The 22,859-nt window shown below is 61.4% G+C and carries 22 protein-coding genes and 1 tRNA gene; 11 read left to right on the forward strand and 12 right to left on the reverse strand.

Going from position 1 to position 22,859, the window contains the following annotated elements; genetic code table 11:
* Positions 1-23: 23 nt before the first annotated feature.
* From KBW81_RS07930 to KBW81_RS07950, 5 genes are all read right to left on the reverse strand, one after another.
* On the reverse strand, positions 24-2,357 hold the full coding sequence (locus KBW81_RS07930) for a heavy metal translocating P-type ATPase (RefSeq protein WP_254248932.1): 2,334 nt from the start codon (positions 2,355-2,357) through the stop codon (positions 24-26).
* Positions 2,358-2,443: 86 nt separating this feature from the next.
* The gene (locus KBW81_RS07935) at positions 2,444-3,118 is read right to left on the reverse strand and encodes a TVP38/TMEM64 family protein (protein ID WP_254248933.1); all 675 of its coding nucleotides are present in this window, start codon (positions 3,116-3,118) and stop codon (positions 2,444-2,446) included.
* A gap of 2 nt (positions 3,119-3,120) precedes the next feature.
* Positions 3,121-3,507, reverse strand: coding sequence for a DUF302 domain-containing protein (locus KBW81_RS07940; protein ID WP_254248934.1), 387 nt, complete (start codon positions 3,505-3,507; stop codon positions 3,121-3,123).
* A gap of 487 nt (positions 3,508-3,994) precedes the next feature.
* Positions 3,995-4,070, reverse strand: a tRNA-Ile gene (locus tag KBW81_RS07945).
* Positions 4,071-4,109: 39 nt separating this feature from the next.
* Positions 4,110-4,361, reverse strand: coding sequence for a hypothetical protein (locus KBW81_RS07950; protein WP_254248935.1), 252 nt, complete (start codon positions 4,359-4,361; stop codon positions 4,110-4,112).
* A 160-nt stretch (positions 4,362-4,521) separates the two neighbouring features.
* On the opposite strand from KBW81_RS07950, the gene purM reads away from it, so the two are divergent.
* The 4 genes from purM to KBW81_RS07970 all read left to right on the forward strand — a co-directional run bounded on the left by purM (position 4,522) and on the right by KBW81_RS07970 (position 7,820).
* Complete coding sequence (gene purM / locus KBW81_RS07955; protein WP_254248936.1) at positions 4,522-5,562, forward strand: phosphoribosylformylglycinamidine cyclo-ligase; 1,041 nt, start codon at positions 4,522-4,524, stop codon at positions 5,560-5,562.
* 38 nt (positions 5,563-5,600) lie between these two features.
* Entirely contained in the window at positions 5,601-6,152 is a 552-nt protein-coding gene (purN, locus tag KBW81_RS07960) for a phosphoribosylglycinamide formyltransferase (protein ID WP_254249018.1), read from the forward strand.
* A 72-nt stretch (positions 6,153-6,224) separates the two neighbouring features.
* Positions 6,225-7,382, forward strand: a complete 1,158-nt coding sequence (rnd, locus tag KBW81_RS07965; RefSeq protein ID WP_254248937.1) for a ribonuclease D — start codon at positions 6,225-6,227, stop codon at positions 7,380-7,382.
* 30 nt (positions 7,383-7,412) lie between these two features.
* Complete coding sequence (locus KBW81_RS07970) at positions 7,413-7,820, forward strand: SufE family protein (RefSeq protein ID WP_090191673.1); 408 nt, start codon at positions 7,413-7,415, stop codon at positions 7,818-7,820.
* 89 nt (positions 7,821-7,909) lie between these two features.
* Here KBW81_RS07970 and KBW81_RS07975 read toward each other — a convergent pair whose 3' ends face one another.
* From KBW81_RS07975 to KBW81_RS07985, 3 genes are all read right to left on the reverse strand, one after another.
* Positions 7,910-8,536, reverse strand: a complete 627-nt coding sequence (locus KBW81_RS07975) for a DUF1638 domain-containing protein (RefSeq protein WP_254248938.1) — start codon at positions 8,534-8,536, stop codon at positions 7,910-7,912.
* Between the two features lie 13 nt (positions 8,537-8,549).
* Complete coding sequence (locus tag KBW81_RS07980) at positions 8,550-8,705, reverse strand: hypothetical protein (RefSeq protein WP_175499455.1); 156 nt, start codon at positions 8,703-8,705, stop codon at positions 8,550-8,552.
* A gap of 81 nt (positions 8,706-8,786) precedes the next feature.
* Positions 8,787-9,488, reverse strand: a complete 702-nt coding sequence (locus tag KBW81_RS07985; RefSeq protein WP_090191670.1) for a corrinoid protein — start codon at positions 9,486-9,488, stop codon at positions 8,787-8,789.
* A 145-nt stretch (positions 9,489-9,633) separates the two neighbouring features.
* Here KBW81_RS07985 and KBW81_RS07990 point away from each other — a divergent pair, with 145 nt between their 5' ends.
* On the forward strand, positions 9,634-10,713 hold the full coding sequence (locus KBW81_RS07990) for a PA0069 family radical SAM protein (protein ID WP_302059360.1): 1,080 nt from the start codon (positions 9,634-9,636) through the stop codon (positions 10,711-10,713).
* A gap of 116 nt (positions 10,714-10,829) precedes the next feature.
* Here the strand turns inward: KBW81_RS07990 and bmt are convergent, their stop codons facing one another.
* The 3 genes from bmt to KBW81_RS08005 all read right to left on the reverse strand — a co-directional run bounded on the left by bmt (position 10,830) and on the right by KBW81_RS08005 (position 14,064).
* A complete protein-coding gene (bmt, locus tag KBW81_RS07995; RefSeq protein WP_254249019.1) occupies positions 10,830-11,801 on the reverse strand; it encodes a betaine--homocysteine S-methyltransferase in 972 nt (323 codons plus the stop codon).
* The gene (locus KBW81_RS08000) at positions 11,710-13,647 is read right to left on the reverse strand and encodes a phosphatidylglycerol lysyltransferase domain-containing protein (protein WP_254248940.1); all 1,938 of its coding nucleotides are present in this window, start codon (positions 13,645-13,647) and stop codon (positions 11,710-11,712) included. Before KBW81_RS08000 ends, bmt begins: the two co-directional genes overlap by 92 nt.
* 102 nt (positions 13,648-13,749) lie before the next feature.
* On the reverse strand, positions 13,750-14,064 hold the full coding sequence (locus KBW81_RS08005; RefSeq protein ID WP_254248941.1) for a DUF1476 domain-containing protein: 315 nt from the start codon (positions 14,062-14,064) through the stop codon (positions 13,750-13,752).
* Positions 14,065-14,198: 134 nt separating this feature from the next.
* Between KBW81_RS08005 and purC the strand changes: the two genes are divergently transcribed.
* The 6 genes from purC to KBW81_RS08035 all read left to right on the forward strand — a co-directional run bounded on the left by purC (position 14,199) and on the right by KBW81_RS08035 (position 22,467).
* The gene (gene purC / locus KBW81_RS08010) at positions 14,199-14,960 is read left to right on the forward strand and encodes a phosphoribosylaminoimidazolesuccinocarboxamide synthase (RefSeq protein WP_090191239.1); all 762 of its coding nucleotides are present in this window, start codon (positions 14,199-14,201) and stop codon (positions 14,958-14,960) included.
* A gap of 14 nt (positions 14,961-14,974) precedes the next feature.
* Complete coding sequence (purS, locus tag KBW81_RS08015; RefSeq protein WP_090191238.1) at positions 14,975-15,205, forward strand: phosphoribosylformylglycinamidine synthase subunit PurS; 231 nt, start codon at positions 14,975-14,977, stop codon at positions 15,203-15,205.
* Between the two features lie 102 nt (positions 15,206-15,307).
* Positions 15,308-15,973, forward strand: coding sequence for a phosphoribosylformylglycinamidine synthase subunit PurQ (purQ, locus tag KBW81_RS08020; RefSeq protein WP_090191236.1), 666 nt, complete (start codon positions 15,308-15,310; stop codon positions 15,971-15,973).
* Between the two features lie 43 nt (positions 15,974-16,016).
* Positions 16,017-17,777, forward strand: coding sequence for a sensor histidine kinase (locus KBW81_RS08025; RefSeq protein ID WP_254248942.1), 1,761 nt, complete (start codon positions 16,017-16,019; stop codon positions 17,775-17,777).
* Between the two features lie 11 nt (positions 17,778-17,788).
* A complete protein-coding gene (locus KBW81_RS08030) occupies positions 17,789-19,120 on the forward strand; it encodes a sigma-54-dependent transcriptional regulator (protein WP_090191233.1) in 1,332 nt (443 codons plus the stop codon).
* 476 nt (positions 19,121-19,596) lie between these two features.
* Complete coding sequence (locus KBW81_RS08035; RefSeq protein WP_254249020.1) at positions 19,597-22,467, forward strand: Rne/Rng family ribonuclease; 2,871 nt, start codon at positions 19,597-19,599, stop codon at positions 22,465-22,467.
* Between the two features lie 76 nt (positions 22,468-22,543).
* On the opposite strand, the gene KBW81_RS08040 is transcribed toward KBW81_RS08035, so the two are convergent.
* Positions 22,544-22,771, reverse strand: a complete 228-nt coding sequence (locus tag KBW81_RS08040; RefSeq protein ID WP_254248943.1) for a sulfurtransferase TusA family protein — start codon at positions 22,769-22,771, stop codon at positions 22,544-22,546.
* Positions 22,772-22,859 lie beyond the last annotated feature (88 nt).

The following is a 22,859-nucleotide window of genomic DNA, read 5'->3' on the forward strand; positions in this document are numbered from 1 at the left end:
CCGCGCCCGGTGCCGCGCCCCGCTCACAGCTTGACCCGGCGCAAACGCAGGGCGTTCGAGATGACGGAAACCGAAGACAGGCTCATGGCGGCGGCAGCAATCATCGGTGACAGCAGGACGCCGAACACGGGATAAAGCAGACCCGCCGCGATCGGGATACCGATGGCGTTGTAGGCAAAGGCAAAGAACAGGTTCTGCTTGATGTTGCGTAGGGTCGCCACTGCCAGCTTTCGTGCCCGCACGATGCCGGTCAAATCGCCGCCCAGCAACGTGATCCCGGCACTTTCCATCGCGACATCAGCGCCGGTCCCCATGGCGATTCCCACATCGGCAGCGGCCAGTGCGGGGGCATCGTTCACACCGTCGCCAGCCATGGCGATAAAGCGCCCTTCGCTGCGCAGGCGGTCAACCAGCGCCTTTTTGTCTTCGGGCAGCACGCCAGCGCGCACTTCGTCGATGCCAAGGCGGTCGGCCACGACCTGCGCCGTGCGGGCATTGTCGCCCGTGGCCATGATGACCCGCAGGCCCAAATCGTGCAGGCTGCGTAGGGCCGCTGCGGTCGTGTCTTTGATCGGGTCCGCCACGGCCACGATCCCGATCAGCACACCGTCGCGCGCAAGGAACATCGCGGTCTTGCCGTCTTCTTGCAACGCCTCGGCGGCGGCGGTCGCCGCATCGGTGTCCAGCCCAAGGGACTGCATCATCGCGCTATTCCCAAAGGCGATGGCCTGACCGTCGACGGTTCCTTTCACGCCTTTGCCTGTCACCGCTTCGAAATCGGTGGCGGTCCACGGCGTGATCCCGCGGGCCTTGGCCCCGGCGACGATGGCCTCTGCCAAAGGATGCTCTGATGCGTGCTCTAACGCGGCCGCAAGCGACAGCACGATGTCCTGCGTCGCGCCGTCAAAGGCCACAACATCTGTCAGTTCGGGCTTACCCATAGTCAGCGTGCCGGTCTTGTCCACGATCACGGTGTCGACCCGCGCCATGCGTTCCAGCGCCTCGGCGTCCTTGATCAGCACACCCGCCTGCGCCCCGCGTCCCGCCGCCGTCGTGATCGAGATCGGCGTGGCGAGCCCTAAGGCGCAAGGGCAGGCGATAATCAGCACCGACACAGCTGCGGCAATGGCATGGACGAACCCCGGGTTCGGCCCCCAGATGAACCACCCGGCAAAGGCCAGCAGCGCCACACCCACGACAGTTGGCACGAAAATGGCCGAAACCCGATCAGCCAGACCCTGAATCGGCGCGCGGGACCGTTTGGCGTTCGACACCATCTCGACGATCTTGGACAGCACGGTATCCGCGCCGACCTTGGTCGCCTTCATCGCGATTGTGCCGGTCTTGTTGATCGTCCCGCCCGTGACGGTGTCGCCCTTGGCCTTTTCGACCGGCAGCGCTTCGCCGGTGATCATGCTTTCGTCAAAGGACGAATGGCCGTCCGTGACCTCGCCATCGACCGGCACCGCTTCCCCCGGCCGCACGCGCAGCAGGTCGCCGGCCATGACGTTTTCCAGCGGGGCGTCGTATTCGTCGCCGTCCGGCGTGATGCGCCGGGCGGTTTTCGGTGCCAGATCAAGCAGGGCACGGATCGCGTCGCCGGTGCGTTCACGGGCGCGCAATTCCAGCACCTGACCGACAAAGATCAAGGCGACGATGACGACAGACGCCTCGAAATAGGTGCCGACCCCGCCATCCGTGCGATAGATCGCGGGAAACACCCCCGGCAGGAAGGTGGCGAACAACGAATAGGTATAGGCGGACCCGACGCCAAGCGAGATGAGGGTCCACATGTTCGGACTGCGGTTGACGACGGAATCCCAGCCGCGCTGGAAGAATGGCAATGCCGCCCACAGCACGATTGGGGTCGCCAGCAGAAATTCCAAATAGGCCGCGATTTGATGCCCCAGCCAGTCGCGGATCGGCAGGCCGACCATACCGCCCATCGTCAACACAATCAGCGGCACCGCTGCCGCGACCGAGATCCAGAGCCTGCGGGTGAAATCTACCAGCTCGTGCGAAGGTTCATCCGTGGGCGTCATCGGTTCCAGCGCCATGCCGCACAGCGGGCAGGCCCCCGGCGCATCGCGGACGATTTCGGGGTGCATCGGGCAGGTATACTGCGTGCCGGCGACGACAACCTTGGGTTTGTCCGCAGCCCGGCCACTGGCATAAAACCAAGGATCGCCCTTGAACTTTGTTTGGCATTTGTCAGAGCAGAAATGGAACGTCTGGTCCTGATACGTCTCTGACCGTCCCTTTGGCTTGATGGTGACCGTCATGCCGCAGACCGGGTCCGTCGCCGTGTCCGCCCCCGCTGGGGCAGGCTCTTTCGTCATATCATGCGCGTGGTCCATGTGGTGCCAACTTTCTGCTGTGTTGTGATGGCTTGCGCAGGCCATCCGCTGCCAGATTTCAAATCCGTATGGTCAGATCGCGATCGTCAGGTCCGGTCGCCTTGCGCGCCCCGTTTGGTTGCGACCCAAAGCAGGGGTAATCCGGTGAAAAGCCCAAGTCCCAGAACAGCCCAAGTGGCCCGGCCCATGTCGCCGCTTGCAGCCTCGCCGCCCAAATACACAAGCACGAAACTGGCGGGAACGATGCCCGCCAATGTTGCGACGGCAAAGCGCCAAGGCTGCAGACCACTTAGGCCTGCCGCGTAACTGATCAGGTCAAAAGACACAAAAGGCATCAAACGACTGGCAAAGACCGTTGCCATGAGGGCATTTTGCGAGCCGAGCAATCCTGCGTCAACCTTGTCGCCGAACATGTGGCGCAGCGCATCGCGCCCCAGCACCCGGGCAAGGCCAAAGGCAATCAGCGCACCCAGCTCTGCCCCCAGAACAACCTGAACGGTGCCCCAAAGATGCCCGTAAGCCGCGCCCGCCGCCAGTGCGATGGGCGCACTGGGCAGCGGGCTGGCCACCACTGCGACCACCATTAAGCTGACAATCAGCACCGGGCCCCAAAGCCCGGCCTGCGCCACAAACGCCATCAGTGTATCGCGGTCCATCAGCCGCTTTGCGTCGGTCAGAATGGACGGCGCGAACCACCAGACACACAGTGCGACGACCGCCCCAATCATAACGACGGCCACAAGACCGGCACGGATGCGCATGATTAGATCGCCGCGACCGCAGCTTTTAGAAGGTCGCGGACCTTGCCCGCAACGGCGTGTAGGTCTGCGTTATCGATCGCCTGCATCGACATGACGGGGTCGATGGCGCTGACCTCGATACCGGTCTCTGTCGCACGCAGGATGACGTTGCATGGCAGCATGGCCCCCACGCGCGGCTCGATCTGGATCGCCTGATAGGCCATCTGCGGGTTGCAGGCCCCGAGGATGCGATAAGCGTCCATGTCGATGTCCAGCTTCTTGTGCATTGTCGCAGCGACGTCGATTTCCGTCAGGATGCCAAACCCCGCATCAGAAAGCGCCTTACGCGTGCGGGCATCCACCTCTTCAAAGTCTGATCCGGTGATGGTCCGATTGATTGTGTAGGTCATAGCGTTTCTCCTTCGGGTATTATTTCTTGATGTATTTCAGCAGTGCCACAATCGCGACGCCAGCGATCACGACCAGCAATATCGTCCAGATCAGGCCATATCCCGTGCCGTAGCCCATTCCATAATCGTGCATCATCGCATTATCCTTTCAAAGGTACCGCGATCCCGCGTCTGCGGATAATCGTCGTCGCGGGTTGCCTTGGCCGGCTGGACGCGACGGATAAACCGCCCCCTCAGGTCACAGTCAAAACTGTCCGCGCGGAAGATCATCACTATAATCGGGTCAAGGCGATCCGATGTTGATGTCGATCAAGCTGCCGCGCCATATTTTCGCGGCGCAGGGGTGTTGATTTCTAAACGCGCAGGGGAGATGTACTTTGCAGGTGTTGCATTGGGGGCCAGCCCCCAAACCCCCGAGGTATTTTTGACCAGAAGAATGAAGGGCCTTGGCCCTTTGGATTCGTTGTAGTGCTATTGGGATGGCGGTTGGTAGGCCCGGCAGGATTTGAACCCGCAACCAAAGCGTTATGAGCGCTCTGCTCTAACCGTTGAGCTACAGGCCCGCCGCGTGCAGGCATAGCGGATGGGCGGGCGGGGTCAAGTCAGTTGGTGATCGGAGACGCGCCAAGGACTTGGCTGAGCAAAGCGATCATTTCATGCTCTTTCGCGGTGGTCACGCTGGGGTCGCCGTCAAGGTCCGACATCGCGATGATGTCGTCATACGTGGGCGGCGCGGTGTTAAAGGCGGCCCCTTCGGGCAATTCGATCCAGGGGCCGTCCTCCATCGGGGAAAAGTCCATAGGGACAATTTCCGCCGCAGCAGGAGAGGCCAAAAGGGCGAGGAGGGGGATCATGCGCTGTATCATCATGTGAGTATAACTGCGCAGCCGCGAAAAGGTTGCATCACATCGGCGGAATTTCGCGCATTGCAAGGGCGTGTTGCGGCGTTGCACCAAAGCGCGGCTTGGGGTATCGCGCGGGGGTCAGGGACTGGGCAGACGCGGGGATCGCAAAATGACGACAGATGGATTGACCTACGCCGCCGCCGGTGTGGATATCGACGCAGGTAACGCACTCGTGGAACGGATCAAGCCAGCGGCCAAACGCACGCAGCGTTCTGGCACAATGGCCGGGCTTGGCGGCTTTGGCGCGCTGTTTGACCTGAAGGGTGCGGGCTATATTGACCCGATCCTTGTGGCGGCCACCGACGGTGTTGGCACCAAGCTGCGGATTGCGATTGATACGGGCAATGTGGACACGATCGGGATCGATCTGGTCGCCATGTGCGTCAACGATCTGGTCTGCCAAGGCGCAGAGCCGCTGTTTTTCCTGGATTATTTCGCGACAGGCAAGCTGGAGCTGGACTCGGCCACCCGCATTATCGAAGGCATCGCGGCGGGCTGTGAAGCCTCTGGCTGTGCCCTTATCGGCGGCGAAACCGCCGAGATGCCGGGCATGTATCATGGCGGCGACTTTGACCTGGCTGGTTTTGCTGTCGGCGCGATGGAGCGCGGGGCAGATTTGCCAAGCGGTGTGGCCGCGGGCGATGTCTTGCTTGGCCTGGCCAGCGACGGTGTGCATTCCAACGGCTATTCCCTGGTGCGGCGCATTGTAGAGGCGTCCGGCCTGTCATGGGACGACGCGGCGCCTTTTGCTGATGCGCCCTTGGGCACGGCTTTGCTGACGCCGACACGCCTGTATGTCAAACCCGCGCTGGCTGCGGTGCGGGCGGGCGGCGTGCATGCCTTGGCGCATATCACGGGTGGCGGTTTGACAGAAAACCTGCCGCGCGTGTTGCCGGATGATCTGGGCTGCGAAATTGATTTGACCTCTTGGTCGCTGCCGCCCGTGTTTGGCTGGATGGCGCAGGTCGGCAATATCGCCACGGCTGAAATGCTCAAGACGTTTAACGCAGGTATCGGCATGGTGCTGGTCGTATCAGCTGACCGCGCCGATGCGCTGACTGCGCTGCTGTCCGAAGCAGGCGAGACGGTCCACCGTCTTGGCCATGTCGCGAACGGCGCTGGCGTGCGGTACACGGGCGATCTGAAGTGAAACGGGTCGGCATTCTGATCTCTGGCGGCGGGTCCAATATGGTCGCGCTGGCCAAAGACATGGTAGGCGATCATCCGGGGCGCGCGAAACTGGTGATTGCGAATGATCCGGGCGCTGGCGGTTTGCTAAAGGCGAATGCGCTGCGCATCCCGACCGCCGTGGTGGATCACCGCGATTTTCCCAAAGATCGCGAGGGGTTCGAGGCCGAACTTCAAGTGGTTTTGGAAGAGGCCGGCATCGAGATGATTGCGCTGGCAGGCTTCATGCGGATCCTGACGCCCAGCTTTACGGCGAAATGGGCGGGGCGGATGTTGAACATCCACCCGTCGCTTTTGCCGAAATATAAGGGCCTACATACGCACGCGCGCGCACTAGAAGCAGGCGATGCGCAGCACGGCTGCAGCGTGCACGAGGTGACCGCCGATCTGGACGATGGGCCGATCCTTGGGCAGGCGCGGATGGACGTGCGGGCGGGCGATACGCCGCAGTCTTTGGCAGAGCGGCTGCTGCCGCTCGAGCATCAGCTTTATCCAGCTGTGCTGCGCCGTTATCTGGCGGGCGACCGCACGCCAGTCATGCTAGAAGGCTAGGGTTTTCAACGCCTGCGTGATCGCTTATCAGGGGGTGTCCGCGCTGCCGCGGCCCTGATTGACAAGGCACTCATGCAGACCATTACCACGACCGAGGCGCTGGCCACTTTTTGCGCCGCAGCCGCCAAACGCCCCTATGTGACTGTTGATACAGAGTTTCTGCGTGAACGGACCTATTACGCCAAGCTGTGCCTTGTGCAGCTGGCCTGGCAGGACGAGGACGGCCATGACGAAGTCTTGGTCGATCCTTTGGCCGAAGGTCTATCACTCGAGCCGCTGTACGAGCTGTTTCGCGACGAAGGCGTGGTCAAGGTGTTCCATGCCGCGCGCCAAGACCTTGAGATTTTTTGGGTCGATGCCCAACTGATTCCCAGCCCGTTGTTTGACACGCAGGTCGCGGCGATGGTTTGCGGCTTTGGCGATCAAGCCGGATACGAGACGCTAGTGCGCAAAATTTGCAAAGATGGTGTCGATAAGTCGAGCCGCTTTACCGACTGGTCCCGCCGCCCGCTGACGGATGCGCAAAAGACATATGCCGTGGGCGATGTCACCTATCTGCGCGATATCTATGAATATTTGTCGGACCGTCTGCGCAGCACTGGCCGCCAGAAATGGGTCAACGAAGAGATGGCGGTACTGAACGATCCTGCCACCTATCAGACCGATCCCGATACGGCGTGGGAGAAGGTGAAGACCCGCACGAACTCTGGCCGGTTCCTAAGCATTGTGCGCGAACTCGCGCGGTTCCGCGAAACCTATGCGCAGGAACGGGACGTGCCGCGAAGCCGCGTGTACAAAGATGACGCATTGGTCGAAGTGGCCAGCGCCAAGCCCGCAACCGAGGCTGACCTTGGCCGGATGCGCCTGTTGCTGCGTGAAGCGCGGCGCGGCGAGATTGCGGACGGTATTTTGAAGGCGGTAAAGGATGGTCTTGCCATGCCGAACGACAAGCTGCCCAAGCCCGACCTGAGCCGCGAAAAGTTGCAGGTGAACCCGGCGATTGCCGACATGCTGCGCGTCCTACTCAAGGCAAAATCGGATCAGGAAGATGTGGCGCAAAAGCTGATCGCGTCCTCTGCCGATCTGGACCTGCTGGCAGCCGGACAGCGCGACATTGCTGCGCTCAAAGGCTGGCGCAACGAGGTGTTCGGCCGCGATGCGCTGCTGCTGACGCAGGGCAAGGTGGCGCTGGCGGTCGATGGCCAACGTGTTGTGACGGTGCCGCGTTAATCCACAAAACTGACAGACAGGAGAGCCTTAATGGCGACCGAAGCCTTTGAAGAGATTGTGGAAACCTTCGACTTTCTAGACGATTGGGAAGACCGCTATCGCCATGTCATCGACATGGGCAAAGCGATGCCAGCGCTGGACGATGCGTTCAAAGTGCCAGCGACGAAGGTCGACGGCTGCTCTAGCCAAGTGTGGCTGGTGCCGCTGCCAGAGGACGGCGTGTTCCATTTTCGTGGCGATAGCGATGCGATGATTGTGCGCGGGCTAGTGGCGATTTTGGGGGCGCTGTATGACGGTGTGCCCATGGCGCAGGTCGGACAGATTGATGCCCCGGCAGAACTGGGGCGGCTGGGGCTGACGGATCATTTGTCGGCGCAGCGCTCAAACGGGCTACGGGCCATGGTGGACCGGATTCGTTTGGTCTCTGCTGCAGGTTAATAGTGGGCGTTTGCGTCCGAATTTACGGTGTAAATTCGGATGGTGGGGCGCTGCCCCACACCCCGAGGTATTTTTGACCAGAAGAAGGGTTAGGCCTGCGCCAAAGCGCTGGTCAGATCGCCGTAGCCCGTGCGGCGGTGAATGAATGTGAGGCCCATGCGCGCTGCGATTTGACGGGCCTTTTCGGTGAGGGCGGCATCGTCAGTCTGGGCCAGATAGATCAGGCTGGTGTAGTTACCGAAATAAGTATCCAGCAATTGCGGATGACGGTCGAGGCCAAGGGGGCGCCAGACGAAGGCGTCGAATTGGCGCGCAAGAAAGTCGGTCAGGTAGAAGGCGGTCATGTCATCCGCCGCCGCAAACGCCTCATTCCCCATGAAAAAGCTGTAACAATGCGGGCCGGAAATCATCTCCACTCCCATCTCGGCGCAGGCGGCTTGTAATAGCCCCCCGGTGCCGCAATCGGCGTAGACGACAAAGATGCGTTGGTAGCTGTCTTTATGCGCCGCGACCGCAGCGCGAATCGCGGGGGTAATGCGTTCGGGGTGGTTGTGATAGATCGCGGGCAGGCATTGCAGATCAAGGTGATCCCAGCCGTTTGCGGCACGCAGGGCTAGGATTTCGTGGGCAAGCGCACCGCAGGCAAGCAGCAAAACCTTGCCGCCGCCGGACGGTTGCAAGCCGGCGTCTGTCAGTTGGGCGTCAAGATCGCTCATGGCGCAGTCGCCGCTATTGCACCCGGCGAATCAGGACCGTGAGGATCAGCCCCACAGTGCCGATGGCAGGCAGCAAGGCCAAGGCTCCGGACATTTGGGCAAGCCAAATGGTCAGGGCGGCAAGGCACATGACGGTCGCGATCAAAAGTAGGAATGGTCCAGTACGCATGGTAAACTCCCTCCCAGTCCCTAACAGGTCTAGGAAGAAGTCCGTTACGTCCAGTCAAATCGACGGCATTCTTAAACCAGGCTAGCCTGCGCTCGCACGATTATGCTTACGGGCCATCCAGGTCTTGGCGGTTTCGACCGCAACCGCCGCATCGCGGCAGTAAGCGTCGGCACCAATGGCCTTGCCAAATTCCTCGTTCAGGGGGGCACCGCCGACCAGAACGATGTAATCCTCGCGCATGCCTTTTTCGATCAGCGTATCGATCACGACCTTCATGTAGGGCATCGTGGTCGTCAGCAGCGCGGACATCCCAAGGATGTCAGCCTTTTCCGCGATCAGCGCGTCGATATACCCATCAACGGCGTTGTTGATGCCAAGGTCGACGACTTCAAAGCCGGCGCCTTCCATCATCATGCCGACAAGGTTTTTGCCGATGTCGTGGATGTCACCTTTGACCGTGCCGATAACCATCTTGCCGATAGTTGGCGCGCCGGTTTCGGCCAGCAGTGGTTTCAGGATGGCCATGCCGCCCTTCATTGCGTTGGCAGCCAGCAGCACTTCGGGCACAAACAGGATGCCGTCGCGGAAGTCGGCACCCACGATGGTCATGCCGCCGACAAGCGCTTCGGTGAGCACGCGGTAGGGTTCCCACCCGCGACCGATGAGGATGTTAACGCCCTCCTCGATCTCTTCTTTCATGCCGTCGTAAAGGTCGTCGAACATCTGGGCGACGAGGTCTTCGTCGTTCAGGTCTGCGAGGATGATTTCGTCGTCGTCCGACATGGGGTGATCCTTATGGCACAGCTTTGATCCAATTGTAGTTTCGTCATGCGCCTTTGCCCAGAGCGACACGCGATAATTTGCGACATGTCCGCGAATGAGACCGACCTACGCTTGCTCATGTTCACTGTTTGTTTTATTTTTTGGCATGGAATACGAAGTAAGGCCACAATTTCGCCGGCGCGGCCGGGCGGCGATGGATAACCCGGACGTCCGGTTTGACACCCACACCCGTGAGGGGGTGGATGACGGCTGGGCCAATGATGACGAACTTCCCGTGCTGCGCACGCAAGTCACCGAGGAAGTGCCGCGCACCGTCATTACGCAGAACCGGTCGCCTGATTTGTCATTTGATCGGTCGATTAACCCATATCGCGGCTGCGAGCATGGGTGCATTTATTGCTACGCCCGGCCCAGCCACGCCTATTTGGGGCTGTCGCCGGGGCTTGATTTTGAAACGCGGCTGATTGCCCGGCCAGATGCGCCCGCGGTGCTGCAGCGCGAGTTGCGGGCCAAACGCTATGTGCCGCGCACGATCGCGATTGGCACCAACACAGATCCGTATCAGCCGATCGAACGAGACCGTAAGATTATGCGCGGCCTCTTGCAGGTGTTGTCGGATTTTAATCACCCGGTTGCGATCATCACCAAGGGTGCACTGATCACCCGCGACATTGATATTCTGAGGCCGATGGCGGCGAAGGGCTTGGTGCGGGTCGGGATTTCAGTCACGACGCTGGACCCGGCTACATCCCGCGCGATGGAACCGCGCGTGCCCTTACCATCGGTGCGGTTGCGCGCAATCCGGGCGCTGAGCGATGCGGGTATTGATGTACGGGTCATGGTATCGCCAGTCGTTCCGGCACTGACGGATCACGAATTAGAAGCCATCTTGCAAGCGGCGGCGCAGGCGGGGGCCGTGGCGGCGTCATCCATCGTCTTGCGCTTACCGCGTGAGGTATCGGGCTTGTTTCGCGATTGGCTGCAAGAAGCCTATCCGGACCGGGCGGCGCGGATCATGGGGCGGGTGCGCGAATTGCACGGCGGACTGGATTACGATCCTGCGTTTGGAACGCGGATGAGCGGGCAGGGCGAATGGGCACGTTTGCTGCGGCAGCGTTTCGTGCTGGCGACGCGGCGGTTGGGGCTGGACCGCACGCTCGTGCCTTTGCGCACGGACCTATTTGCGGTGCCGCCGCAGCCGGGTGATCAGCTATCGCTTCTTTGATCTGCTGTGCTGGGCAAAGGTGGCCGTCGGCCTGACGGCCGAGCCTCCGGCGGGGATATTTTTAAAACAGAGAGGTGGCGGCAGGGGTTGGTCCTGCCGCCGGGTCCTGCGGGCGATCAGCCGCGACGTTTGCCGCGGCGGGCGGCGCGGACGGGGCCGTTGCCGTCGGTGCCGTCAGATTCGGACGAGAATGTCCCCAAAGCGGAGGTGATATCGTCGAGGCTGGGACGGTCACCATTGGGGCGGGTTTCCAGTGCTTCGCGCATGGCGCGCAGATGCTCTGGCGTGGTGCCGCAGCAGCCGCCGATGATTTTAGCGCCGCAATTGCGGGCCAGTTCGGCGTAGTCGGCCATCAGTTCTGGCGTGCCGTCATAGTGGATATGGCCGTCGTGGTATTTCGGGATGCCAGCATTGCCCTTGGAGATGAGAGGCAGATCGGGTTCCGCGTCGGCCATGCCAAGGATCGTGCGCAGCAGGTCGGAGGCACCGGTCCCGCAGTTGGCGCCGAAGCCGAGCGGTTTGTAGTCAAGCTTGCCGACGGACTTTACCATGTCGCGCGAGGTGACGCCCATCATGGTGCGCCCAGCGGTGTCAAAGGACATCGTGCCACACCATGGCATATCTGCCAGTTTGAACGCCTCGGCGGCAGCGGCATATTCCTCGAACGCAGAGATAGTTTCGACCCACAGGACATCGGCGCCGCCGGCCTTGAGGCCTTCAGCTTGTTCGTGGAACATTTCGACTGCGATTTCGTGGGTGAGGGAGCCCATGGGGGCCATGATGTCGCCGGTTGGTCCAACAGAGCCGGCCACAATCACAGTGCGGCCGGATTTGTCGGCGACTTCGCGGCCGATTTCAGCGGCGGCTTTGTTCAGCTCCATCACGCGGCCTTGGGCGTCATGCAGTTTCAGACGCGAGGCATTGCCGCCAAAGGTGTTCGTGAGGAACAGGTCAGAGCCGGCATCGACGGCACCCTGGTACAGCTTTGCGATCCGGTCAGGATGTTCGACGTTCCACATCTCTGGCGCGTCGCCGGAAGAAAGCCCCATATTGAACAGGTTGGTCCCGGTTGCGCCATCGGCGAGGATCCAGTCGCGCGCGGCGAGAAGTTGGGCGAATGCGTTTGTCATGTGTGGCCTCAGTCTTTGGCGTGGGTCCGGTGCGGACATTGGTCCCTTCCGTCGCACGAAGCGGGGTAAAAGACAATTGCCGGACCCAAGTTGTCAGGCGCGCAAGGGGGCGCTGGACGGACCACAACACGGCGGATGCGGTCCAGAAAAACCGCAGCGGTCCCGGGGCCGCGTGGTAAAGCGGGCGCCACTGCGGGCCAAAGCTGCGTTTGAATTGCGCAAGGCCCGCGTGGCGGCGGCCAAGCCAGCCGAAGGGGCCGGTTTGGGCGATCGTGGCGGCAAGGGTGACCTCTGCCACGCCCGCGTCTTTGGCCGCCGCAAATCCCGCAATCATCGCGGCAGGTACAGCGCCTGCGGGCAGGGTGCCGTCGTGGCGGATCAGGTCAAGGCACCAGTCTTGGGGGCCGGTTTGAAAGGTCACAAAACCGTGTAGGGTGCCATCGGTGAAGATAGCAAAGACGGCCTGCGCATCTAGCAAGGAGAGGGTGAAGCGGCCCATGGAAAAACCGCGCTCGCCCCCGCTGGCACGGGCCCAGGCCTGCGCCACGCGGGTCAGGTCGCGGGGCATATCGCGCGGGTCGATTTGGCGCACGCTCACGCTGCTAGTCTGCGCCTGTCGCAATTTGCGCCGCAGGGTGGATTTTTCGGGGCCATCCAAAGTCCAAGTGCTCGGATCGATCCATGCTTCTGTCGCGATGCGCATGGTGGACCAACCGCGCTTGCGCAGGCTGGCGGCGGTGCGGGCGCTGCATTTGTAACGGGCTATGCGGCGCAGGGCATGGGGCAGGGCACCTGACGGCTCGCCAATAATGACGCGGGCGACGGGGGTATGGCCGACAAGGGCAGCGCCGCTAGCGTCGCGCCAGACAGAGGCCCCTTGGTCGGCCAAGCTCCATAATGCGGGGGCATGGCTGTGCAGAAACTGCCGCAGGGTGCTGCGACCGGGCAGCGCTTGCGGCCGGGTCAGCGCATAAAGGCCAACGGCACCGGGAACGACGAAATAGGTCAGGCGAAACGCGAGTAATGCGGGTAGAAGCGCAGCTGTGGGCGCGGGCAGGAAGGCGATGACAATCAGATCAAACGCCCCGATTCCCATTGGCACATGCGTCGCGAGCCCCGCACCGAAAGCTAAGGTGAACACCGCTAAGACCTGCAAAAGCGGCAAGTCACCGGGCAGGAACACCGCAAAGGCAAGGCCCGCGCAAAGCAGATCGGCATGAGTCCAGATCATCACCCCAGCGGCCAATCGGCGCTGCGCCCACAGCTTGGGACCATAGCGCCACAAAGCCAGCCCCATCACCGCCGCGACCACAGGCACCATGGGCCAAGAGAGCGCGGGAAACGCCGCCAAGGCGATCCACCACAGCGCCAGCAGCGCCGAAACTGACATGCAAAGTGTAAAGGACAGCGAGACCGCCAAAGACACGCGCGCCACATCGCCAGTCTGCGCCACACCGCGCAAGAGGTGCCAGCGCACCAATCCGGCCACAACGCTGGCCATCCCGACGCATTGCCCAATCGCAATCGCAATGCGGCCCGTGCGCCGCGCCGTATAGGGCTGTGAATTCACACGCAGGGCCACGTGCCAAAGCGATTCTAGCTGGCCGACGACCACATAGCTCAGGCCTGTCAGGGCCAGCGCAAGCCCCCAGCGCCAGAGCGGGATATCAGGCAAGCCAGCGAACGCTGTCATAGCCGCGCCGGGCGGCAGTTGCAGATAGGCCCAGATCGCAATGCCGAAGCCTGCCGTAGGCACCAACAGCCGCAAAGCCCGCGCACGGGCGGTCGTTGATCCACGCCGCATAAAACACCTCTGACCAGTTGTCAGAAGGCTTAGACGGTAAGGAATAAAGACCGGGTAAAGATCCGCTGCGCGCGGCCCCCTCCCGGTCTTGATGCGTTAATTTTAGACTTCGTCGATCAGCTGCGCTTTGGCTTCGATCGTCAGCTCTGCCATTTTGGCGCGCAAATCGGCCTCTGACACTTTGTCGCCCAGATCGCCGTGGACCTTGCGAAACACGTCCTCGTCGCCGGCCTCTTCAAAGTCGGACTTGATCACCTCTTTGGCGTAGGTCATCGCGTCATCGCCAGATTTGCCCATCAGGTCTGCGGCCCACAGGCCAAGCAGCTTGTTGCGGCGGGCTTCGGCCTTGAACTGCATCTCTGCGTCATGGGCGAATTTATTTTCAAAGGCGTTTTCGCGGTCTTTCATGCTCGTCATCGGGCAAAATCCTGTCTGCGGGTTCCGTTAGGCAAACTATGGGGTCCGCGCGACTTGCCCGCAAGGGGGGCTTGGCGTAAGAGGCGCAGAGCGGTGGCCCGCCAACGGGGCCGCCCCCAGACGTGAGGCTTTTCATGGCACGCCGCAAATTGATCTACGAAGGCAAGGCAAAGATCCTGTACGAGGGTCCAGAGCCGGGGACCTATGTCCAGTATTTTAAGGACGACGCGACCGCTGGCAATGGTGCCAAAAAGGACGTGATCGAGGGCAAAGGCGTGTTGAATAACCGCCTGTCCGAGTATTTCATGGTCGGCCTTGGCAACATCGGCATCCCGACGCATTTCATTCGCCGCCTAAACATGCGCGAGCAGTTGATCCGCCAGGTCGAGATTATTCCGCTGGAAGTCATCGTGCGCAACTTTGCCGCCGGATCGATGGCCAAGCGTTTGGGCATGGAAGAGGGCGCCGCCCTGCCGCGCCCCATTGTCGAGTTTTCCTATAAAGACGACAAGCTGGGCGACCCGCTGGTGCCAGAGGAATACATCATCGCCTTTGGTTGGGCGAGCCAGCAGGACATGGACGATATCGTCTCTATGGCCTTGCGGGTGAACGATTTCATGTCGGGCGTGATGTACGGCGTCGGTATCAAGCTGATCGATTTCAAGATCGAAATCGGCCGCGTGTGGGACAACGAATTCCCCCGCCTTGTCGTCGCAGACGAGATCAGCCCAGATTGCTGCCGTCTGTGGGACATTGAAACCGGCCAGAAGCTGGACAAAGACGTGTTCCGCCAAGACCTTGGCAACCTCGCTGACGCTTACACCGAAGTCGCGCGGCGTTTGGGCGTTCTGCCCAGCAATGTGACTCACCGGCCCAAGCCCACGCTGATTAACTAAAGGATATCAACATCATGAAAGCCAATGTTCATGTGATGCTGAAAGACGGCGTGCTGGACCCGCAGGGCGAAGCCGTGCGTCACGCACTGGGTGCGATGGGCTTTGAGGGCGTCAACGGCGTCCGTCAGGGCAAAGTGATCGCACTGGATCTGGCCGACGGCACCACCGAGGCGCGCATCAAAGAGATGTGCGAAGCGCTGCTGGCCAATACGGTCATCGAATCCTACCGGATCGAAATTCTGTAAGCTTAGGGGCGACCGGCGCGGCACACAGCCTGCCGGTCGCTTTAAAATACCGCGCGCAAGGCGTTGCTGCGGTTCGAAAAACACTTCTCAGGAGCTACCCGCATGAAGGCTGCCGTCCTTGTTTTCCCCGGATCGAACTGTGACCGCGACATGGCTGTGGCCCTGCGCAAGGTTGGGGCCGATGTGACGATGGTCTGGCACAAGGATGCAGAGATCGGCGATGTCGATCTGGTCGCGGTGCCGGGCGGGTTTTCCTTTGGTGACTATCTGCGCTGCGGCGCAATTGCGGCGAATTCGCCCGTCTCGCAGGCGCTTAAGCGGCATGTGGAACGGGGCGGTTATGCGCTGGGGGTCTGCAACGGCTTTCAGGTGCTGACCGAAACCGGCCTGCTGCCCGGCGCACTCATGCGTAATGCGGCGCTGAAATTTGTCTGTAAATCCACACCCTTGACGGTTGCGACCTCTGATAGCGGCTTTACCGGCGGCTATACCGCTGGCGCGACGATCACACTGCCCGTAGCGCACCACGACGGCAACTACACCGCCGAAGATGCGGTGCTGGACCAGCTTCGCGACCAAGACCGCATCGCATTCACCTATGCCGATAACTTCAACGGCAGCCGCAATGCGATCGCTGGCGTATTAAGCGAGAATCGCCGTGTGCTGGGAATGATGCCGCACCCCGAACGGGCGGTTGACGCGGCCACCGGCAATACCGACGGTCTGGCCTTGTTCCGCGGGCTTGTGCAGCAACTCGCCGACGCGTGATCGCTGGCTTGCCGGGCGCGTGCACCCAGCCTATCTAAAGCTAATGAGCCACGCGGAATTCACCACACAGACCGGCACGCTGCGGCAGGGCCGTTGGCTTTTGCGGCTCAGCGTCATTGTGGTGTGCCTGCTGGGCATGGTGACGATTTATACCACGAATCTGCTGCTCACCCAGCGCTTCACGGAAACGACCCGGAACCGGGCCGAAGTCCGCCTGACCTTTTATGTCGCCAACTTGATGAGCGAGCTGCAGCGCAATTCCATTGTGCCGCAACTTTTGGCCCGTGACCCTGATCTAATTCAGGCCCTGTCGGCCAATAACTATGCGCTGTCGACGCAGCGGCTGCTGTCGTTCGTTGATGAAATTGGCGCGGCGTCCTTGATGTTGCTGGATAAGGACGGGCGTGCGGTCGCGGCGACGGACCGGAACCGGCTGGGGGAACAGCACCGATCTGACACGTCTTTTGTGAACGCGCTGCGCAGTAATGCGACGGTGTTTACCCTCGGCGAGTCGCCTCAGGGCGGCTATAGTTTCGTCTATTCCCGGCGGATCGATCAGAACGGCTCGACCATGGGCGTCATTCAGGTTGCCGTCGATCTGGCCAAGCTGGAACGCAGCTGGGCCAGTGTGTCCGATGCGGTCTATGTCACTGACAGCACAGGCAATATTATCCTGACCACCGAACAGCGCTGGCGCGGCCTGGACGAGGCAGAGGCCCTGCGCCGTCAAACCCCGCCGACCGCGATCGAGGTTGCATTGCGCGCCACGCAAGACTGGGCCGCGCTGCCCATCGATGCCTATTTGCGCGGTGAGGCCGTGCTGCGCCGCGAGGCGCGCGTGCCGTTCCAAGGTTGGCGCATGGTCAGCTACACCGCCTATTCGTCGGTGCGCGAACGGGTGAACGGCGTGCTGGCGCTAGAAGTCATGGGATTCGCGATCTTTTTGGCGATGATGTTCTGGTTCGCGTCCCGCAAGGCCACCAACCGGGTCGCCGTCTTTGAACGCGAATCTGCCGAACTGCGCGCCTTGAACGCTGCGCTGCAACGCGAAATCGCAGCGCGTAAGCAGGTAGAGCGCAACCTTGAGGTCGCCGAACAGACCATGGCGCAAACGTCAAAACTCGCCGCCTTGGGCGAGATGTCAGCCGCCGTCAGCCACGAGCTGAACCAGCCACTGGCCGCGATGAAGACCTATCTGGCGGGCGCGCGCCTGCTGCTGCAGCGCAAGCGGCCAGAGGAAACCTTGTCGTCGTTTCAACGCATTGACGACCTGATCGACCGGATGGGCGCGATCACGCGGCAGTTGAAATCCTATGCCCGCAAAGGCTCTGACGCGTTTGAAGAGGTCGACACCCGCGCCGCTGTGTCATCTGCGCTGTCGATGATGGAACCGCAGCTGAAAAACCGCTATGTTGAAATCAGCCGCACGCTACCGGGCGAGCCGGCGATGATCTTTGGCGACCGCCTGCGGTTGGAACAGGTCATCATTAACCTGCTGCGCAACGCGATTGACGCCACAAAAACAGTGGCCGACCCGCGCATCGACGTTATTTTGGCACTGGGTGAAACGGTGACGCTGACCGTGCGCGATAATGGCAGCGGGATCGACGACCTCGATTCGCTGTTCGAGCCGTTTTACACAACCAAACAGCCCGGCGACGGCGTAGGCCTTGGCCTTGCGATTTCGTCGGGCATCGTGAACGATCTGGGCGGACGTATGACCGCGCGGAACGGGGCAGGCGGCGGTGCCGTGTTCGAGGTACAGTTGCCCCGCCTCAAGACAGCGGCAAAAGCCGCGGAATAAGGATCAGATCCATGAGCAAAGCCATGAAAATCGCCATCGTGGATGACGAAAAGGATATGCGGCAGTCGATCAGCCAATGGCTGGCCCTGTCAGGATTCGAAACCGAAGCCTATGCCAGCGCCGAAGAAGCGCTGCGCGTGGTTGGTGCGGATTTCCCCGGCATTGTCGTCAGCGACGTGAAAATGCCCGGCATGGACGGCATGCAGTTCCTGAAAAAGCTGCGCGGCGTCGATTCGGCGCTGCCTGTCATCATGATCACAGGCCACGGCGATGTGCCCATGGCGGTCGAGGCGATGCGCGTCGGTGCCTTCGATTTTCTGGAAAAGCCGTTCAACCCGGACCGCATGACAGAACTGGCAAAGAAAGCCTGCAACGCTCGGCGCCTGACGCTGGACAACCGCGCGCTGCGCAAGGAATTGTCCGACGGATCAGCGCTGATCAAGAAATTGATGGGCCAGTCCGCCCCGATGGAACGGCTGAAAGAAGACATCCTTGATCTGGGGCAGGCCGATGGTCACGTCCTGATCGAAGGCGAAACCGGCACCGGCAAAACGCTGGTCGCCCACGCCCTGCATGCCGTTGGTGCGCGGGCCACGAAAAAGTTCGTCCTGGTCGCCTGCGCCGCCTTTGACGAGGCAACCTTGACCCGCCGCCTATTCGGCCCTGCGGGCGAGGAAGAGCCGATCCCCGCGATTGAAGAAGCCCGCGGCGGCACACTGGTGCTGGAGGATATCGAGAGCCTGAGCCAGACGCTGCAAGCGCGGCTTTTGACAGCAATCAACGACCAAGGCACGCCCGCCGAAACCCGCATTGTCGCAATCTGTAACCTGCAGGAACAAGACAAGACCTGCGAATCCGTGCTGCGGCCAGACCTGTATTACCGCATCAGCGCCCTGCGCATTGTCGTGCCGCCGCTGCGCCAGCGCGGAGAGGATATCCTGACGCTGTTCACCCGTCTGTCTGACCAGTTCGCCGAAGAATACGGCTGCGACGCGCCAGAAGTGTCCGCCCAAGAGGCGGCGCAGCTGTTGCAGGCGCCTTGGCCGGGCAACGTGCGCCAGTTGATCAATGTCGCCGAACGCGCCGTATTGCAGAACCGGCGCGGCACGGGATCCATCGCATCCTTGCTGATGGCCGACAGCGACGACAGCCGCCCGGCGATGACCACCGAAGGCAAGCCGCTGAAGGAATTCGTCGAGGCGTTCGAGCGGATGTTGATCGACAACACCATGCGCCGGCACAAAGGCTCTATCACTGCGGTGATGGAAGAACTGTGCCTGCCGCGCCGGACCTTGAACGAGAAGATGGCGAAATACACGCTGTCCCGCTCTGACTATCTGTAAGCACGCAGCACCGTGTTAGCGATAACGCCGTGTCCCGTAGTGGGGCGCGGCGTTCTTGCGTTTAAGGGCGCGGTCCCCCCCCAGCCGCCAAGGCTGCACGCACTTTGTGATTGTCTTATGACACCATAACCCCCTATGTATGTTCTACGGGCGGTTGGCATGACGATATGCGCAAAATCCCGGTGAGATTCTCTGATCCTATCCCGCGCGGCAAAAGCCGGTGGACAGGGTCAGCTGACTATGACCCGAAACGGTCAAAAGAACGCCCTTGGCTCGCATGTTTATTATTGTGACCGGGCATTAAACAGGCCCGCGTCACGTGGGTCAGACAAGGACCGCGATGCGAGGCGCGCAGAACAGTGACCACCAGACAGACGCCCCAAGGGGCATTGTCGTGGCCTGCGCACCCATCGCCTTAATCAGACATGACAGCCGCACTGCTGCGCCCCCCGGGGCCGAATTGCCGCGTCATGCGAATGGACAACATGAAGAAAATGCTAATCGATGCCACCCACGCGGAAGAAACCCGCGTTGTTGTGGTCGACGGAAACAAAGTCGAAGAATTTGATTTTGAAAGCCAGTTCAAGCGTCAGCTTGCTGGAAACATCTATCTAGCCAAAGTAACGCGGGTCGAACCGTCGTTACAGGCCGCGTTTGTGGACTACGGCGGCAATCGCCACGGCTTCCTCGCGTTCTCGGAAATTCACCCCGATTACTATCAGATCCCGGTCGCTGACCGTCTGGCACTGATCGCCGAAGAAAAAGCCTATGCCGCCAGCCAAAAGGCTGAGGAAGAGGACGACGCAGACGCGGACGCCTCTGAGGCCAGTGCTGACACTGACGCGGACGACGCTTCGCCCAAGCCGCGTGTGCGCCGCACGCGCCGGACCCGTGGCCGTGCTGCCAACACCGCATCTGATGATGCGACCGCCACCCGCGACATCGCGGGCATGGAAACCATTGACCTGGACGATCCCGAAGAGGGGTCCAGCCCGATGGAACTGGTCGCAGAGACTCCCGTCGACACCCCTGCCAGCGATGAAGTGCATGACGACGATCAGGCTGACAACGCTGACGACAACGATGATCAGCCATCCGAGATCGAAAATGTCGACAGCGCTGACGACAGCGACGACGTGCGCCCCGTGCGCAAGCCGCGCCCCAAGCGTTACAAGATCCAAGAGGTCGTCAAAGTCCGCCAGATCATGCTGGTACAGGTCGTCAAAGAAGAGCGCGGCAACAAAGGCGCGGCGCTGACGACATACCTGTCGCTGGCTGGCCGTTACTGCGTCCTGATGCCGAACACCGCACGTGGCGGCGGTATTTCCCGCAAGATCACCAACGTGGCCGACCGCAAAAAGCTGAAGGAAATCGCAGGCGAGATGCTGGTGCCCGAAGGCGCCGGTCTGATCATCCGCACCGCTGGCAGCCAGCGTACCCGCAACGAGATCAAGCGCGACTATGAATATCTGCAGCGCATGTGGGAAACCATCCGCGAGCTGACGCTGAAATCCATCGCCCCCGCGAAAATTTATGAAGAGGGCGATCTGATCAAGCGGACGATCCGCGATCTGTATTCCAAGGACATCGACGAAGTCATCGTCGCTGGCGAAGAAGGCTATCGCAACGCGAAAGACTTCATGCGGATGATCATGCCATCCCACGCCAAGCACGTGAAGCAATACGCTGAACAGATGCCGCTGTTCGCCCGCTACCAGTGCGAAAGCTATCTGTCGGGCATGTTTAACCCGACGGTGCAGCTGCCCTCTGGCGGTTATATCGTCATCGGCGTGACCGAGGCGCTGGTCGCCGTGGACGTCAACTCTGGCCGGGCCACAAAAGAAGGCTCGATCGAACAAACCGCGCTGAAAACCAACCTAGAGGCTGCTGACGAAGTGGCACGCCAAGCGCGTCTGCGTGACTTGGCGGGTCTGATCGTCATCGACTTCATCGACATGGATGAACGTCGCAACAACGTCGCGGTGGAAAAGCGGTTCAAGGACGCGCTGAAAACCGACCGCGCACGTATTCAGGTCGGCCGGATCTCTGGGTTCGGTCTGCTGGAAATGTCGCGTCAGCGTCTGCGCCCCGGTATGCTAGAGGCGACGACGCAGCCGTGTAGCCATTGCCATGGCACTGGCCTGCTGCGGTCCGACGACAACGTCGTGCTGAACATCCTGCGCCAGATCGAAGAAGAGGGCACACGCGGCCGTTCCAAAGAAGTCTTGGTGCGTGCGCCGGTGTCCATCGCCAACGTGCTGATGAACGGCAAGCGTGACCACGTCGCCGGGATTGAGGCGCAGTATGGCATGTCCGTACGCGTCGAATGTGACCTGACGCTGGTGTCGCCTGATTTCGCGATCGACAAGTTCAAGACCGCGACGCGGGTTGTCCCTGAGGCATTGCCCTTCGTCGCACCCGTGATGGACGCTAAGGATTTGGCGGACGAGCAGGTCTTTGACGAGGTCGAAGAAGAGGTTGTTGTCGCAGTCGAAGAAGCGCCTGCGCAGCAAAACAGCGAAACCTCGGCCGCGAGCGAAGAAGACGCCGATGGCCAGCCTCGTAAAAAGCGGCGTCGTCGTCGGCGGCGCAAGGGCGGCCAGAACGGCGAGAATGGTGAAAACGGCGATCAGAACGAGAACGGCAACGACGACGCCGACTCCGATCAGGACGATGACGCAGCCGATGATGCCGAATCGGACGCCCCCGCTGTTGCAGCTCAGGCAGAAGCCGTCACCGATGCGCCCGCCGAAAAGCCCAAGCGCACCCGTAGCCGCCGCAAGCCCAAGGCTGACGCTGTTGCAACGGACGCCGAAGCACCCGCAGAGGCAGCAGCCGCTGATGCTGTAGCAGGCGCACCGGCAGCAGACGCTGACGCAGAGGCACCAGCAGAAAAGCCAAAGCGGACCCGTAGCCGCCGCAAGCCCAAAGCAGAGGTTGCCGAAGGCGCAGAGGCTCCGGCAGACGCAGAGGCAGATGCCGACGCGCCTGCGGAAAAGCCAAAGCCAGCCCGCCGTAGCCGCGCGCGCAAGCCCAAGGTTGAGGCCGCATCAGAGGAGGTCGATGCACCAACGGACGTACCTGCTGTGACGGCTGATGCGCCTGTGGCTGAAGCACCGGTTGCCGACGCGCCAGTGGCTGAAACGCCTGCGCCAGCAGCCCCGGTCGAGGCAACCCCGGCACCCGCAGCGCAAGCTGCGCCAGAGGTGAAGTCTGATCCGATTGCAGCGCCAGAGCCTGTGGCAACGCCAGCACCTGCGCCGGAACCAACGCCTGCGCCAGAAGCCGAGGCACCAGAGGCAGAAGATAAGCCGAAAAAGCGCGGCTGGTGGTCGCTGGGCCGTTAAGGTCAGCGCACCCCAAGACATGAAAAAGGCGGGCCGCAAGGTCCGCCTTTTTGCTATTGATTAGGGCGCTGGCCGCTTACGCCTTGCGGATAAAATACACCTGAACGTCGCCTTCATCCTGCGTCAGGGCCAGCGTATGGCCCGCCTCAAAGCAGTAGTGCGGCACGTCAATAATCGCGGCGGGATCGGTCGCGCACATCCGCAGCACTTGGCCGCTGGCCAGTGCAGACAGGCGTTTGCGCGCCTTAAGAACGGGCAGGGGGCACAGCAGCCCGGTGGCGTCGAGTTCAGCATCATAATCCATGCCCTATCGCTAGGGCGGATGTGTCATTTTGTAAACGCCCTCGTGACACCGCGCGGCGTGACGCGGGGGCCGCGATGGCCTAAGCCTA

This window comes from Loktanella salsilacus (genome assembly GCF_024206795.1).
In the GTDB taxonomy this organism is placed as follows: Bacteria; Pseudomonadota; Alphaproteobacteria; order Rhodobacterales; family Rhodobacteraceae; genus Loktanella; species Loktanella salsilacus.

What these genes read in the sequence shown, in the direction of transcription:
- KBW81_RS07930 (WP_254248932.1), bottom strand. Translation starts at nt 2,357, where the DNA reads ATGGACCACGCGCATGATATGACGAAAGAGCCTGCCCCAGCGGGGGCG.
- KBW81_RS07935 (WP_254248933.1), bottom strand. Translation starts at nt 3,118, where the DNA reads ATGCGCATCCGTGCCGGTCTTGTGGCCGTCGTTATGATTGGGGCGGTC.
- KBW81_RS07940 (WP_254248934.1), bottom strand. Translation starts at nt 3,507, where the DNA reads ATGACCTACACAATCAATCGGACCATCACCGGATCAGACTTTGAAGAG.
- KBW81_RS07950 (WP_254248935.1), bottom strand. Translation starts at nt 4,361, where the DNA reads ATGATCCCCCTCCTCGCCCTTTTGGCCTCTCCTGCTGCGGCGGAAATT.
- purM (WP_254248936.1), top strand. Translation starts at nt 4,522, where the DNA reads ATGACGACAGATGGATTGACCTACGCCGCCGCCGGTGTGGATATCGAC.
- purN (WP_254249018.1), top strand. Translation starts at nt 5,601, where the DNA reads ATGGTCGCGCTGGCCAAAGACATGGTAGGCGATCATCCGGGGCGCGCG.
- rnd (WP_254248937.1), top strand. Translation starts at nt 6,225, where the DNA reads ATGCAGACCATTACCACGACCGAGGCGCTGGCCACTTTTTGCGCCGCA.
- KBW81_RS07970 (WP_090191673.1), top strand. Translation starts at nt 7,413, where the DNA reads ATGGCGACCGAAGCCTTTGAAGAGATTGTGGAAACCTTCGACTTTCTA.
- KBW81_RS07975 (WP_254248938.1), bottom strand. Translation starts at nt 8,536, where the DNA reads ATGAGCGATCTTGACGCCCAACTGACAGACGCCGGCTTGCAACCGTCC.
- KBW81_RS07980 (WP_175499455.1), bottom strand. Translation starts at nt 8,705, where the DNA reads ATGCGTACTGGACCATTCCTACTTTTGATCGCGACCGTCATGTGCCTT.
- KBW81_RS07985 (WP_090191670.1), bottom strand. Translation starts at nt 9,488, where the DNA reads ATGTCGGACGACGACGAAATCATCCTCGCAGACCTGAACGACGAAGAC.
- KBW81_RS07990 (WP_302059360.1), top strand. Translation starts at nt 9,634, where the DNA reads ATGGAATACGAAGTAAGGCCACAATTTCGCCGGCGCGGCCGGGCGGCG.
- KBW81_RS08000 (WP_254248940.1), bottom strand. Translation starts at nt 13,647, where the DNA reads ATGCGGCGTGGATCAACGACCGCCCGTGCGCGGGCTTTGCGGCTGTTG.
- KBW81_RS08005 (WP_254248941.1), bottom strand. Translation starts at nt 14,064, where the DNA reads ATGACGAGCATGAAAGACCGCGAAAACGCCTTTGAAAATAAATTCGCC.
- purC (WP_090191239.1), top strand. Translation starts at nt 14,199, where the DNA reads ATGGCACGCCGCAAATTGATCTACGAAGGCAAGGCAAAGATCCTGTAC.
- purS (WP_090191238.1), top strand. Translation starts at nt 14,975, where the DNA reads ATGAAAGCCAATGTTCATGTGATGCTGAAAGACGGCGTGCTGGACCCG.
- purQ (WP_090191236.1), top strand. Translation starts at nt 15,308, where the DNA reads ATGAAGGCTGCCGTCCTTGTTTTCCCCGGATCGAACTGTGACCGCGAC.
- KBW81_RS08025 (WP_254248942.1), top strand. Translation starts at nt 16,017, where the DNA reads ATGAGCCACGCGGAATTCACCACACAGACCGGCACGCTGCGGCAGGGC.
- KBW81_RS08030 (WP_090191233.1), top strand. Translation starts at nt 17,789, where the DNA reads ATGAGCAAAGCCATGAAAATCGCCATCGTGGATGACGAAAAGGATATG.
- KBW81_RS08035 (WP_254249020.1), top strand. Translation starts at nt 19,597, where the DNA reads ATGGACAACATGAAGAAAATGCTAATCGATGCCACCCACGCGGAAGAA.
- KBW81_RS08040 (WP_254248943.1), bottom strand. Translation starts at nt 22,771, where the DNA reads ATGGATTATGATGCTGAACTCGACGCCACCGGGCTGCTGTGCCCCCTG.